Source organism: Herpetosiphon gulosus, from assembly GCF_039545135.1.
GTDB classification, from domain to species: Bacteria; Chloroflexota; Chloroflexia; order Chloroflexales; family Herpetosiphonaceae; genus Herpetosiphon; species Herpetosiphon gulosus.
The window spans coordinates 13065-27136 of sequence record NZ_BAABRU010000020.1; the positions used below are offsets into that span (position 1 = coordinate 13065).

The window sequence follows — 14072 nt, forward strand, 5'->3', positions numbered from 1 at the left end:
CAAAAAACGCAGGCTACCGTGATGGTAACCTGCGTTGCAACCAGAAACAAGCTAGCGACTAAGCTACATCAGCCTCGGGCTTGCCATGTTTATCAACAAACCCAAAACGAGTTTTGACGCTTTCGATCAAACTATAGACAACTGGCACGACCAACAAGGTCAAGAAGGTTGAGGTAAACAAGCCCCCAATCACTGCAATCCCAAGGTCTGCGCCAATAAATCCGCCTTCTTTGAGGCCTAGCGCCAATGGCAACAAGGCAACCATGGTGGCAATCGCGGTCATCAAAATTGGGCGGAGCCGTACCCGAGCTGCTTGCACCAACGATTCGTAGACTGGTTTGCCAGCTTCACGATATTGTTCAACCAACTCGATCAACACAATTGCATTGGTCACCACAATCCCGATCAGCAGCAAGACCCCAATCATTGTGGTGATACCAAGTGGCTTACCAGTGATGAACAATGAAGTCAAGACCCCAATAATTGCCAATGGCAACGAAAAGAGAATGATCAACGGGTTCATCAACGAGCCAAACGAGAGCACCATCACCAAATATACCAAGATAACTGCCACGCCCAAGGCGAGGAACATATCATTAAAGGTGTCGGTTTGGGATTGAGCTTGCGCCCCAGCTTGGATGATCACGCCTTCGGGTAAACCAATGTTATCGCGAATTTCGGCCTCAACCGCAGCTTGGGTCGAGAAGGTATCGTCGCTAGTAAATTGACCAGAGATCGAAGTGGCACGGTCGCCATTAATTCGCACGATGCTGCTAGCGCCTGGTACTTCGCTAATCGTCGCAACTGATGACAGAGGCACGGTATTGATGAGACCAACTTCCAAGGCGCTCAATTTCTCAGCATCCAAGGCCGCAGGATCAACCTGCACATACATATCCAAAGGCTTATCAGCGCCAGCCAATTGGACTGTCCCAGCATTTTCGCCAGTTAACAAAGCGCGAATTTGCAAGGCAATTTGGGCCGTGCTTGTGCCGCTACCGATTGCCTTCTTGGGATCAACTGCGACTTCAAGTTCAGGCTGAACTTCGGCCAAGCCACTCTTGACATTGGCAATATCGAAGCGATCGCTGGCGTTGTTACCACCAATGGCTGCCATAATTTTATCGTTGGCTTCGCGCAGCTTGTTGATATCCGAGCTAACCAAGGTGATATCAAGCCCGGCATTGCCTGGGCCGCCACCTTGCGAAATAACCTCGGCAGCAACTGAATCTAAGCCTGCAACGCCTTTGATTTGGGCTTCAAGCTCTTTGGCAAAGGCAGTTGGGTCAGTCACATTGTCGTTGTTGATCGTCAAACTAAAGCGAGCACTGTTGGGAGCGCTAGCACCACCCGATTGATCGCGGGCGGCATTGGCCCCACCAGCACTCCCAATCACCGTTTGAATATCGCGAACCTTGCCTGCATCGCGTTGCGGCAACAACAATTTTTCAATTTCATCGGCTTTAGCAACCGTGCTATCAAGGTCGGTTCCGGCTGGTGTAAAGACCTGAATTGAAATCAGCTTTTCGCTGCTATCAGGCAAGAAGGTGAATTTCAAGAAGTTGACAAAGCCAAAGCTACCCAGCAAGAGCGCGAATGCAATCACCAAGGTCCAAGCGCGGTTGCGCAAAGCCCACAACAAGGCGGGAGTATAGGCGCGTTGCATCCAGGTGTTTTCTGGCTCTTCTTTGGTTTGGCGAATAAACAGGAATGCCAAGAGCGGCACAATCGTGATCGCCACAATCAACGAAGCCAACAGAGCGTAGGTTACGGTCAAAGCGAAGGGCAAGAAGAACTTCGAGACGATCCCGCCGACCAAGCCCAAGGGCAAGAACACACAAACAGTGGTCAAGGTCGATGAGGTAATCGCGCCAGCAACTTCCTTAGTACCTTCGATCACGGCTTCGCGACGATTTGCGCCTTTATTCAGGTAGCGATAGATGTTTTCCAACACTACAATCGAGTCATCGACCACCCGCCCGACCGCCACGGTCAGACCGCCCAAGGTCATTACGTTGAGCGAGAAGCCTTGCAAACGCATCAGAATCAAAGCCACCATAATTGAAAGTGGAATTGAAACGGCGGTGACCAAGGTGGTGCGCAACGAACGCAAGAACAAGAAAATCACGACGATGGCGACGACTGCGCCGATTGCGCCTTCGGTCAACACCGCACTAACGGCTTGGTTGATTGGCGTGGCTTGTTCGCTGACGATCTGAATCTTCAAATCGCCATTGTTGAATTTAGCAAATTCAGCTTCAACAGCTTCAACGATTTCGACCGTGTTGCCAGTCGTATCTTTGGAAATTTCTAAGCCTAAGCTGGCTTGACCGTTGGTGCGAGTAACCGTGCTGCTCCCAACTGCGCCAACTTTAACGGTGGCAACATCCTTCAAACGAATCAGCAATTCATCGGGAAGGCTAAAACCAGCGCTCACCTCGTCGCTATTGAGCTTTTGAGCAATCGCATCTTGACTTTCTTTAGGCAACAATGCCATTACTTCCGGCGTGAATACGTCTAAACTTTGAGCTGGAATTAGTTCAATCAACGCAGGTGTGATTTGCTCAGGCGAAGTAATGTTAAATTTGGCAAATTCGGCTGGCAAGCCACCTGTAGTCGTAGTTGGCGCTGGCGCAGCGGCCAAAGCTGTGGCCAATGCGGTTTGGCTGGCTTCAGGTAAGGCCAAAGCCAAGTTTATTGGAAACTGTGCCAAACCTGCTGCTGGGAATTGACTAATCACCGCAGGCGTAATTTGGTCTGGTGCGCTAATGCCAAATGCTACCAATTCGGCTGGCACTTCGGCTTCGGGATAGCGCTGAGCCAAGGCGGCTTGGCTTTCATCGCTCAAGGCCAAGGCCAACGGCAAGCTAATTTGGCTCAAACCAGCGTCAGGAATTTGGGTAATCAATGCAGGAGTAATTTGATCAGGCGACGTAATGCCATTTGCTGCAAATGCTGCTGGAATTAAACTGGTTGTGACAGGTGCGGTTGTCGTTGGAGGAGTTGTCGTGGTAACTGCGGTTGTGCCACCAAGTAATTGATCGTATTTTTTGCAGAGTTCAGATTTTTCTTTGGGAGCGCCACCAGCAAGGGCTGCCAAGCCGCCACCACTGCTTGCACCACCCAATCCGCCAGCACCGCCGCCACTGAGGCTACCAAAATCGAAACAGCGAATCCCAACCACGACATTTTCAATTTCGTTGGTTGAGCTATATTTGTGGGTGATGCGCAACGGCAATGAACGGCCTTCATCGGTCACACTACCCACAGGGAAGACGATGTTGTTGGCTTGCAGGAATTGCACAACTTGGGCTTGAGTCAAATTTTCGGTTTTAAGTTTATCAGGGTCAAGCGTAATCAAGACTTTTTCTTGCTGGCCGCCAGTAACCGCCACATTATTCACGCCAGGAATGGCCGACAGTGCTGGAATCAACTCGCCATCGACCTTGGCCTGAACATTGCTCAAGTTCTCGCCGCTAACACTCGCAACCACAATTGGCAACGAATTGAAATCGAAGGTACCAATTGTGGGTTTTTGAGCATTCTCAGGCAATGCCAACGAGCTAATTTTCTCTTGAACCTCAACTTTGGCATCTTTAGGGTCAACATCAACATCAAAGGTCAAAATTGTAAAAGCAAAACTTTCCGATGAAGTTGATTGAACTGCTTGAACACCCGACAAGCCATTAACGGCCTTTTCGATCACCGATGTCACTTCGCTATCCATGGTTTCAGAAGAAGCCCCCGGATAGATCGTGGTGATGCTGACGATGGGGAATGAAATATCCGGGAAGAGTTCCCGTTTCAGCCCTGCTGAAGCAACCAGCCCCGCAATGATCAAGACCACTGAGATCATGATCGTAATTGGCGAGCGCTTAAGCGATTGACGTGTAAACCACAACACTAGGTGGCTCCTTTCGGCACGAAAATGTTTGACGGCAAGATTATTTGTCGCTACGATTATATATGTCGAGAATATTTCGGCACTCGAAATATTATAGGATTTGTGAATTTCGTGTCAAGAGACCAAACGCCCTAAAACGACTTGGTACTTCCGTTTTTCACAATTGTTCACAACGAGGAAACTTTATGGAAGATGAACATCGTAGTTCACTACTTAGCTCAATCTCCGATATGATTCGTCAATTGACATGGCTTTCACATCGCCAAAGCAGCCAAACCATGGAACGCTTGGGCTTAACCCTTTCGCAAGCAATTTTGCTGATTGCGCTCGATGCCCACCAAGGCCGCGCCACCATGAGCGATCTTGGCCGGATTACCCAGCATGCTCCAGCCACCTTAACCGGAATTGTTGATCGCTTGATCGCCAACGATTTGGTAGCGCGTGAGCGTGACGAACAAGATCGACGAGTAGTCTTCGTAGAGCTTACGGATGCTGGGCGCGAAAAGATTGAAGCAATTAATGCTGAACGTTATCGCGATATGTCGCAGCTGATGGAGCAATTCAATAATCAAGAATTGGAATTACTTTCCAGCATTGTTGAGCGTTTTGTGCACGAACTTGCTCGTTTGGATGCAGCCAACTACCATGGCCCACGCTAATTGTGTTGCCATGGAAGGATTCAAGCCATGCCAAGTTTGCGTGAACTGTTGGATGTTGCGACCGAAGCGGCTTATTTAGGTGGTCGCCGAACCCTGGCTTATTTTGGAGCTGATGTTCAAGTTGAAACCAAAGGCGATTCCACTCCCGTCACCCGTGCCGATCGCGAGGCCGAAACGATTATTCGCGACTATATTGGGCGCTATTTTCCAAGCCATACGATTATTGGCGAGGAGCACGGCGAGCAAAAGGGCGATGCCGATTATCGCTGGATTATCGACCCGATTGATGGCACCAAAACCTTTATTCATGGTGTGCCGTTTTATGGCGTGCTGATTGGGCTAGAAATCAAGGGGGAGCCTAGTGTTGGTGCGGTCTATTTGCCAGCCTTCGATGAAATGTTGGCGGCTGCCAATGGCTTAGGTTGTAGCTGGAATGGCCGACCCGCCCATGTCAGTAAGGTTGATAATCTGGCTGAGGCTACCTTGCTGACTACCTCGGTCACTTCGGCCATGAAGCGCTCTGATGGCTATGAGCAACTGGTCGCCAAAACCAAACTCCAACGGACCTGGGGCGATTGCTATGGCTATGTGCTGGTAGCAACTGGTCGCGCCGAAATTATGCTTGATCCAGCCATGAACCCGTGGGATTGTGCGCCGATGCTGCCAATTTTGCGCGAGGCTGGTGGTCATTTCACTACTTGGGCAGGCGAGGCTACAATTTGGGGTGCTGATGGAATGGCGACTAACGCGGCATTGCATCAAGAAGTGCTGGCAATTCTAGCCACTGAGCAACGCAAAATTTAGCCACCTTTTAGGCTGGCTTGCGTAGACGTGTATCATAGTTAAAAGCCTTTAATTGAGATCATCCTATGCAATGTCCTGCTTGTGGCGCGGCCACCACCAATGCTCATCAACGTACCTGTGATCAATGCAGCGCACCACTACCCCAACTGTTGGTAGCTGGTGCGTTGGTGATGAACCAATATCGGGTGATTCAGCCGTTGCGTGAGGGCGGCACTGGCCAAATCTACCTAGCCGAAGATACGCGCACCTTTGACCGTAAGTGTATTTTGAAACGCACGCTCTTGCAGGGCGGCAATGAATCGCGGCGGATGTTTGCGACTGAGGCCGAATTATTAACCCGCCTGCGCCATCCCCAAATTCCCCAAGTTTTTGCCTATTTTGAGGAAGCAGGGGTTGCCACAATTGTGATGGAATATGTGGCAGGACGTGATTTGGAGCATGGTCTAAGCCATCGGCTGATTGATGGTACGTTTATGGCGGGCAAGTCACGCCCTCTTGAGCAAGTGTTGCGTGATGCGATTGTGATCTGCAAAATTTTAGAATATTTGCATGCCCTCAAGCCCGCGCTGGTTCATGGCGATATCAAGCCCGCCAATTTGATTCGCGATCGTGATAGCAATGAGCTTTTTTTGGTCGATTTTGGGGCTGCGGCAACCAGTGGCGTGGGCCAAACCTACGGCACACCTGGCTATGCCGCACCAGAGCAATATCGCAATCAGCGCTATCCGGCGAGCGATATTTATAACTTGGCCGCAACGATTTATCATCTATTGACCGATGATAATCCCTGTGAGCACCCACTACAATTTCCCAAACTCACGAGCCTTTCGTCGCGGCTGCAACAAGTGCTTGGTCGGGCGCTACATGAGGATTTAAATCAACGGCCAAATGCGACAATTTTCCGTGATTTGCTTGAAGAAACGCTTGAGCCAACCTTGGTTCAGCCATTTAAATTTCCTAGTGGAGTAACTCCATACACTGGTTACGACCTTGCTCAGGCAATTCAGGCCGATTGGGGCTATGGCTTGCATGCCTTAGTCAATGGTGATCTGAACACATGGTTGCGCCAGCATCAACAAACTGAATTGGCCATAAAAACTCATCGGATGTTGGTGCAAAACGAACGCCCAGAGCGGGTGCTCGATTTTCTAGTTGGCAGCTTAGCGCCCAATTTGTTAGTGGCGGAAGTCAAATTTGAATATAACACCGTGATGTTACCACTTGATGGAATGAGCGCTACACCGTTAACTGTTACTGTTCGCAATCGCGCGGCCCATATCAAAGCAATTGATGCCCCAGGGTGGCTACAGGTAGGGCCACCAGAATTATACGTTGTACCTGAGCAACCCCAACAATTTCAACTCGGGATTGATCTTGATCGCAACCCACGACCTGGCCAAACTGCCAGTGTCAGTTTTGAAATTCGCGCAGGCGATGAAAAACCGCAACGGCGCAAACTAAAAATCCAGCTAGCCCAAGGCTACCTACCAAAGCCCGATACAGGCGATGTCTGGCCATTGATCGCAGGTTTAGGTGGTGGCGCAGGTATGCTAAGCATTATGTTGGCAGTGGCCTATCATCCCAACAACACCTTATTGATTGAAGCAGCAATTGGTTCGTTGATTGGAATTATTTGGACACTCATGTTTAGCGAATACAAAACCGATGTTGTGCTGCATATGTTATTGAGTATTGGCGGAGCATTACTGGCTGGTAGCATTTACGCGATCTACATTTTTGGTGCGTTTAATCCATTTACATTAACCGCCTTTTTCTATGCTTTAGGTGGTAGTTTAGCGTGTAATGCGGTCTATCACTACTTTTTTAAACACTTTTAAAACACCAAATCCAGCCAACGAATTGGCTGGATCTGAGTCGATTTGGTGGAGATGGCGGGAATCGAACCCGCGTCCAAAAAGTTAAACCGCAAGCATCTACAAGCGTAGTCTATTGATTAAATCTTATCGGAGCACCACCCGATAGACAAAGCGGGCCACGACCAGCCTGTTAATCTTAGCCCCTAGCCCACAGACATAACTAGGGGAGCGACCCGACTAAGTGTCGCCGCTACAAGCCCATCGGGCTGAGGCTAGTAGAGACGTGTTGCCTTAATTAGGCAGCAAGCGCTACAGGAGCGCGGAAAGTGTTTTTGCCAGTTAATGGCGTTGCCGATTTAACGAGGCTCAGCGTCTCGGCTTGCCACTTACGATTGGCCCTCCCTGTCGAAACCAAGCATCCCCAGGAGTTAGGCCTCTGCGTTCGAGGTCTTTGCATTATAGCATACTCACCCTAAATCTTCATAAGACTTTTGTTGGAATTGCGATGGCTAGGGATCAGGGGCTAGGGGTCAGGGGTCAGAGGTTAGCGAACAAAATAAGGCTTGAGTTCAAAAAATTACAATAACAATCCACTGAATACATATTTGGGGGTACAGGGGGATGAAAACCCCCTGTGTCTCCCTCCAGCGGAGGGACGGAAGGGAGGTGAATTCAATAGAAACCATCCATAAGACGTTTGTTGGAATTGCAGGCCACTAAGCATGCCGACTGAGCAACCCTCGGACTTTTGATGGAATCTTTAAAATGCCTTGCTGGCCTCGATTAGAGCAAACTCGAAGCATTTAGGGCTTTGGGAACAACCAAAGCCGTTGATCCGTCTGATGGATACTTGGATACAAGCCTGCGAGGCCCAAAAAGCTTTATGGTATGATGCGTCTCAATTACTCAATGAGGATTTCGGTTATGACAATAGTAGATGCTCCTCCTCCTAATACGGCACGGGTTTTGCTTGATGGCGATTTGATGGTCAACAAAACTAAAGTGCCAGTGCTAATCTCCGCAGGTAATCATCGGTTGGTAGTTTTACAATCGCAAGCGCTCTATGATATTAAGGTTGGCGATAGTGGCCTGTTGGTCAGCGAAGCTCGTGGCCAGCAAGAAGTGCTGATCAGCGATATCGATCGTTTGGCCATGGTTGTGCGCTATGAGTTATCGTCGCCGCCAGCCAATGATGATGATTTTGAATTGCCATCGCCCGAATAAAGTTGACGCACGCTGGTATATGCTGGCTCAATCAATTCATTGGCAATAATTTGGCGTGGGCATGCCCGCCAATCGTGCTGATAATCGCTGGGCAATAGTGGTCGCAACCATTGGGGATACAACTCGGCTAAATCGCTATCTAAGGCTAGCCAATCGGCATAAATCGTTGGTTCCTCGCGAGAGCGCACCACAACCATGGGATCTTGCAAGTGCGCTCGGTAGTAAAATACGATTTCGTGTTTGGGCTTGGGCTTTTTGCGCCCCGCCATAAACATGCCTTCAGCAATATAGACCAGCCGCTCGATTTGAATTGTCACCCCAAACTCCTCGACAAACTCACGAATTAAACACTGTTCAGTCGTCTCACCTACTTCGAGGTGACCACCAGGTAGGGCGCAATAGCTGATGCCTTGTTGCTCAGAGCGATGTACCAATACCTGTTGATCGCGCACAATAATTGCTGCCACCCGCACAAAAAACTTCATCGAATACCCTCCCATTGCGAAAGCACTAATCGTTGCCCAACACACAAAGGGGATAGCCAGCATTTGCCAGCCTATGCTATCCTGAGGTTAATCATACCTATTAATGAGTGTAGTTTATGGCTGATTTACGTCCTGCAATCCTCGGCGGCACGCCTTTGGCAACGTCGCCAATTCGCTTAGTTCGTCCAGTTTTACCAGAATTTGCCACCTTAGCCGCCGATGTTGAGCAAACTTTAATCAGCGGCATGGTCACCAAGGGCCAGCATTTAGCCGCATTTGAACAAGCGGTCGCCACCCATTTAGGCGTGGCGCATGCGATCGCGGTTTCAAGCTGCACCACCGGCTTGGCTTTAGTCTATCGCGCTTTGGGCTTAAACGGGCCAGTCATCGTGCCCAGTTTTACCTTTATGGCCACCGTCAGTGCCTTGATTTGGGCTGGGGCAACCCCGCGCTTTGTGGAAATTGACCCCACGACCACCAATATCGATTTGGATGCAGTGCGGGCTGCATTAACGCCCGAAGTGCAGGCGATTGTAGCAGTGCACAATTTTGGCAATCCAGCCGCAATCGCTGAACTCGAAGCAATCGCCACTGATGCTGGAATTCCCTTGATTTTTGATGCGGCTCATGGGTTTGGGGCGCAATACGATGGGCGGCCTGTCGGTGGATTTGGCACTGCCGAATGTTTCAGCCTTAGCCCAACCAAGCTCTTGATTGCTGGCGAAGGCGGCATTGTTGCCACCAATAATGACGAGCTAGCCCACAAAATTCGCACAGGCCGCGAATATGGCAACGATGGCAAGTATGGCAGCGATTGGGCTGGCTTGAATGCTCGTATGGCCGAATATAACGCGATTATGGGGCGCTACAGCCTTGAGCAATTGGAGCAAGCCGCTCGCCAACGCAGCCAATACGCTGCGCTTTATTGGGCGGCCTTGTTTGCCACGCCTGGGATTGATTTCCAAAAAGTGCGCCCAAACGATCGTTGCTCTTACAAAGATTATTCAATCACGATCGAAGCCAGCGAATTTGGCATCAGTCGCGATTTGCTGAGCAAAGCCTTAGCGGCTGAGGGCATTGATAGTCGTGCTTATTACGATCCGCCAGTTCATCGCCATGCTGCCTATGCCCAATTTGCGCCCGCCGAGGGCAGCTTACCTAAAACCGACTGGTTAGCACAATCGAGTTTGAGCTTGCCGATCCACTCTGAAATGGAGTTCAGCACAATCGAAACCGTTTGCGCGGCGATCAAACGGATTCAGCTGTTTGGTGAGGAGTTAGCAGCAAGGCTATAGACTATCGGAATATTCCGCGAGTTGCAATTGTTTCTTTGCCCCAGAGGCTATAGCTGTAATGGTTCATTGGGTTGTCAATGCATGCCCTCACCCCCAGCCCCTCTCCCACGGCGGCGGGAGAGGGGCTGGGGGTGAGGGAACGGTGAAACTGATTTAACCTCATAATCCATGACACATAGCCAATTATGGCAGCTAGCGAAAGGAGCACTGCCTTGAAATTCTCACGCGCAATTGCTACGCGCCTCGTGGTCGATGCAATTCTCATCAATGTGGGCTTGTTATTGGCCTTTGTGGTGCGCTATATCACGATTGTAATCAACGAGCCAAGTTTGGCTGAACGCTTGATTTTGGATTATCGCGACCAATTTTTGAGCACCAGTTGGCTACTGACCAGCCTTGCGTTGGGTTTGCTGTGGATGTTTGGGGTCTATCACCATGTGCGCAGCTATGCCCGCCGCTTCAAAGTAATCACCTTATTACAAGCCACCACGCTCGCCCATCTCGCGTATGGATTTAGCTTTTTCTTTCTGCGCTTCTTGCCGTTTGTTCCGCGTGGGGTGGTAGTGCTGAGTTGGGTATTTACTTCGGCGCTGGTAATTGGCATTCGCATTGCGCGCAATGTGGTGTTGGCGGTCGATGCCTTAGAACGCCAAACCCCCAAGGTCGATCAGCCGATTAAGCATGTCTTGGTGATTGGCGGCGCAGGCTATATCGGCTCGTTAGTGCTGCGTCGCCTGCTCAATCAAGGCTATCATGTGCGGTTGGTCGATTCGCTGATGTATGGCGATGGAGCAATCCGCGAGCTTTACAATCACCCACAATTTGAATTTGTCCATGGCGATATGCGCCATATTGAAACCGTGGTGCGCTCATTGGTTGGCATGGATGCAGTAATTCACCTTGGGGCGATTGTGGGCGACCCTGCCTGTGCCATCGATGCCGATTTCAGTACTGAAATTAATCTGATTGCTACGCGCATGTTGGCTGAAGCCTGCAAAGGCTATGGGATTCGGCGCTTTATTTTTGCCTCGACCTGTAGCGTGTATGGCGCATCGGATGAATTGCTTGATGAGCGTTCAGCGCTCAATCCGGTTTCGCTTTACGCCCAAACCAAAATCGACTCCGAGACGATCTTGTTGGGCTTGGCAGATCAACAATTTGCCCCGACGATTCTGCGCTTTTCAACGATTTATGGTTTATCGCCCCGCCCGCGCTTTGATTTGGTGGTCAATTTGCTGACCGCCAAAGCCGTGCGCGAGGGCAAAATTACGGTATTTGGGGGCGATCAATGGCGGCCATTTGTGCATGCCGACGATGCCGCTCGCGCAGTGGTGATGAGCTTGAATGCGCCTTTAGCAGCCGTGCGCGGCGAGATTTTCAATGTTGGCTCGGATAGCCAAAATTACACCATCAGCGCCATCGGTGAATTGATTGGGCGTTTAATTCCCGATGCCGAGTTGGTATTACAAGGCAGCGATGTTGATAAGCGCAACTATCGCGTTTCGTTCGCCAAAATTGCTAAAGTGCTCAATTTCAGCCCTGAACACACAGTTGAGGATGGGGTACGCGAAATCGAAGCTGCTTTGCGCGATGGCTCAATTGGCGATTATTACGACCCAGCTTATAACAACCATAAATTCCTAACCAATGTTGATAATGCTCCGTTAATTCGGCTTGAAACGCCATGGGTCAACAAACGTGAGTCGATCAAGCAATGAGCGAGCCTGCCGTGGAATTGTTGTTGGCGGCATGGTCAAGCCAACCAGCCGCCAATTTGGCGCAATTATGTGCCGCCTGTAGCCCAAGCGATTGGCAAACACTCGCTCGTCTAGCCGATTATCATGAAGTTGAGGGCTTGCTCTGGTCGGTGTTGCGCCAACAAGCCCTGCCACCGGAGCTAGCCGAACATTGGCGCGAACGCTATTACCTGACCGCACTACGCAACGATTTGCGGCTGGACGAATTTCAACGAATTCAGCAATTGCTCAACGCCGAATCAATCGAAGTAGCCTTACTCAAAGGCATGGCCTTCGCGCCAACGATTTATTGCGCACTGGGCCAACGCCAAATGGGCGATATTGATTTATTAATTCAGCACGATAATTTGCAACGAGCTTGTGCGGTGTTATTCGCGGCGGGCTATGGCCTGAGTCAATACACGGTGCAAACATGGTCACAACAGCGGCGCAGCGGTGGCGAAGTTCGCTTACAAACGCCCAGTGGCGCAACTTTAGAATTACATTGGTGGTTATTTGCGGGGCTTTGGTCGCGTTGGGCTGGCTTGCATAACTATCCAGCTTGGCAACTTCAGCAAGTACACTATCAAACATTTACCTTGCCAGTGTTGGAGCCAATCACTCAGCTTTTGCATACTGCCCATCATCTAGCAATTAGCAATCAATATGGGGCTGGAATTGGCCGTATGCTAACTGATATTGATCGCTTGATTACGACCTATGCATTTGATTGGCAACAGGTTTGGCATGAAGCGCAACGTTGGGGCTTGGCACATATGCTTTGGGGCGGGTTGCGTTTGGCTGAACAATGGTTTAATTCAGCAATTGAGTGGCATTGGCAGCCAAGTGCTTGGCGCAAAGCCTTGCTCGAACGCTGCTTACCAAGCCAAAAACTCTTGTGCGGGTTAGATCCGCGCTTGCAACGCTGGTGGCGTTATGCAATTTTGGCCAGTGCTTTGGATTGAGTTCGAGCGTAATCTAAGCCTTCTTGCAGGGTCGCGGCGCTGGTAACACTTCCTAATTGCAAGTTGCCGTTGGCTAAACTGGCAGCAACATCAGGCCGTACTCCCACTAAAATCGTTTTCGCCCCCAACAACTTCAAGGCCTCAATAATGCGAACCAAGCTCAGCGCAATCTGATCGTCGATCAGCGGCACGCCCGTAATATCAAGCACCAAATACCGCGCCTTGAGTTGACTAATTGTTTGTAGGGCTTGGTTGCGTACATCATTAAGCCGTTGCTGATCGAGCGAGCCGACCAAAGGCAGCACCAGCGTGCGTTGATCGATTGGCAAAATTGGCACCGATAAATTGCGAATAATCAGCCGTTGGTGTTCCACCTCGGCTAATAAACGGGTTTGTTCGGTGTTGGTTTGCTGCAATTGCGAGAGCGTTAATGTTCGTTCAATAATTTGTTGCTCCATCACCGCTTGCGCTTGTAATAGCTCTTTTTGGGCTTGGGTTGCCTTGAGAAAATTATTGCGTAGGCGTGACTGAAACAGATTCAACACTAAAAAGGCAATGCCTGCTAAAACTGCCAAGCCGACAAAATCGCTTATTTCCATGCTTGGCATAACTGCTTGATGAAATAGGTTAACGTTGTAGGCCAAGATTGTTGCAAGCAACATACACAGCCAAGCGACCACACTGAGCACTCGCGCCATCGTTTGCTCAAGATAAAGCATCGCCAAAATCAAGGCCAAAATCGGCATCATCAAAATAACTGGCAAAGCAAACGGATTAGAAAGCGCCATCATAATACATGAGCCGAGCATCGCTGTGGCGACCAACAGCATCGCTTGCGGGGTGCGACCACGTTGATTAACCAGATAGCTCGCAGTTAAAAATCCCAATAAGCCAAGTAAATTGGCCAAATGTAAATAACGCGCAGGCTTTGGCGCAAGGATTTGCAATCCAATGTCATAGCAAATAAATGCCAAGAGGAAAATCAATGAACCCCGAACAATACGGGCGAAACGTTGTTGTTGCAGACGATCATTATCAAGCTCGGCCATGAGCATATTCCTATAGCTAGCTAGCTGAATATGCTCATTATAGCGGGATCAAAACAATTATTCTATCCACAAAGGGCTATTTTGGGCTAGTACTGAGGCGTTTTTAAGCTAAAGTATAGGAGCATCAAGGATGC

At 49.8% G+C, this 14072-nt stretch carries 10 protein-coding genes and 1 other RNA gene; 7 read left to right on the plus strand and 4 right to left on the minus strand.

The window, feature by feature from the left end; translation table 11 throughout:
* Positions 1–58: 58 nt before the first annotated feature.
* The gene (locus ABEB26_RS21570; protein WP_345724151.1) at positions 59–3904 is read right to left on the minus strand and encodes an efflux RND transporter permease subunit; all 3846 of its coding nucleotides are present in this window, start codon (positions 3902–3904) and stop codon (positions 59–61) included.
* Between the two features lie 185 nt (positions 3905–4089).
* Between ABEB26_RS21570 and ABEB26_RS21575 the strand changes: the two genes are divergently transcribed.
* The 3 genes from ABEB26_RS21575 (at position 4090) to ABEB26_RS21585 (ending at position 7205) form a co-directional block, all read left to right on the plus strand.
* Positions 4090–4563, plus strand: a complete 474-nt coding sequence (locus tag ABEB26_RS21575) for a MarR family winged helix-turn-helix transcriptional regulator (RefSeq protein WP_345724152.1) — start codon at positions 4090–4092, stop codon at positions 4561–4563.
* 27 nt (positions 4564–4590) lie between these two features.
* Complete coding sequence (gene hisN / locus ABEB26_RS21580) at positions 4591–5367, plus strand: histidinol-phosphatase (RefSeq protein ID WP_345724153.1); 777 nt, start codon at positions 4591–4593, stop codon at positions 5365–5367.
* A 65-nt stretch (positions 5368–5432) separates the two neighbouring features.
* Complete coding sequence (locus ABEB26_RS21585; RefSeq protein WP_345724154.1) at positions 5433–7205, plus strand: serine/threonine protein kinase; 1773 nt, start codon at positions 5433–5435, stop codon at positions 7203–7205.
* A gap of 43 nt (positions 7206–7248) precedes the next feature.
* On the opposite strand, the gene ssrA is transcribed toward ABEB26_RS21585, so the two are convergent.
* Positions 7249–7607: a transfer-messenger RNA gene (gene ssrA, locus ABEB26_RS21590) on the minus strand.
* Between the two features lie 501 nt (positions 7608–8108).
* On the opposite strand from ssrA, the gene ABEB26_RS21595 reads away from it, so the two are divergent.
* Positions 8109–8408 carry a hypothetical protein gene (locus ABEB26_RS21595; protein WP_345724155.1) on the plus strand — a complete coding sequence of 100 codons (300 nt, stop codon included), beginning with the start codon at positions 8109–8111 and terminating at the stop codon, positions 8406–8408.
* Here ABEB26_RS21595 and ABEB26_RS21600 read toward each other — a convergent pair.
* Entirely contained in the window at positions 8348–8893 is a 546-nt protein-coding gene (locus tag ABEB26_RS21600; protein ID WP_345724156.1) for an NUDIX hydrolase, read from the minus strand. The genes ABEB26_RS21595 and ABEB26_RS21600 overlap by 61 nt on opposite strands.
* Before the next feature lie 116 nt (positions 8894–9009).
* Here ABEB26_RS21600 and ABEB26_RS21605 point away from each other — a divergent pair, with 116 nt between their 5' ends.
* The 3 genes from ABEB26_RS21605 (at position 9010) to ABEB26_RS21615 (ending at position 12889) form a co-directional block, all read left to right on the plus strand.
* Positions 9010–10188: a DegT/DnrJ/EryC1/StrS family aminotransferase gene (locus tag ABEB26_RS21605; protein WP_345724157.1), complete on the plus strand. Its 1179-nt coding sequence runs from the start codon at positions 9010–9012 to the stop codon at positions 10186–10188.
* Between the two features lie 212 nt (positions 10189–10400).
* The gene (locus ABEB26_RS21610) at positions 10401–11906 is read left to right on the plus strand and encodes an NAD-dependent epimerase/dehydratase family protein (RefSeq protein WP_345724158.1); all 1506 of its coding nucleotides are present in this window, start codon (positions 10401–10403) and stop codon (positions 11904–11906) included.
* Positions 11903–12889, plus strand: a complete 987-nt coding sequence (locus ABEB26_RS21615; protein ID WP_345724159.1) for a nucleotidyltransferase domain-containing protein — start codon at positions 11903–11905, stop codon at positions 12887–12889. Before ABEB26_RS21610 ends, ABEB26_RS21615 begins: the two co-directional genes overlap by 4 nt.
* On the opposite strand, the gene ABEB26_RS21620 is transcribed toward ABEB26_RS21615, so the two are convergent.
* Positions 12859–13938 carry an STAS domain-containing protein gene (locus ABEB26_RS21620; RefSeq protein ID WP_345724161.1) on the minus strand — a complete coding sequence of 360 codons (1080 nt, stop codon included), beginning with the start codon at positions 13936–13938 and terminating at the stop codon, positions 12859–12861. The two genes, ABEB26_RS21615 and ABEB26_RS21620, sit on opposite strands and share 31 nt — an antisense overlap.
* Positions 13939–14072 lie beyond the last annotated feature (134 nt).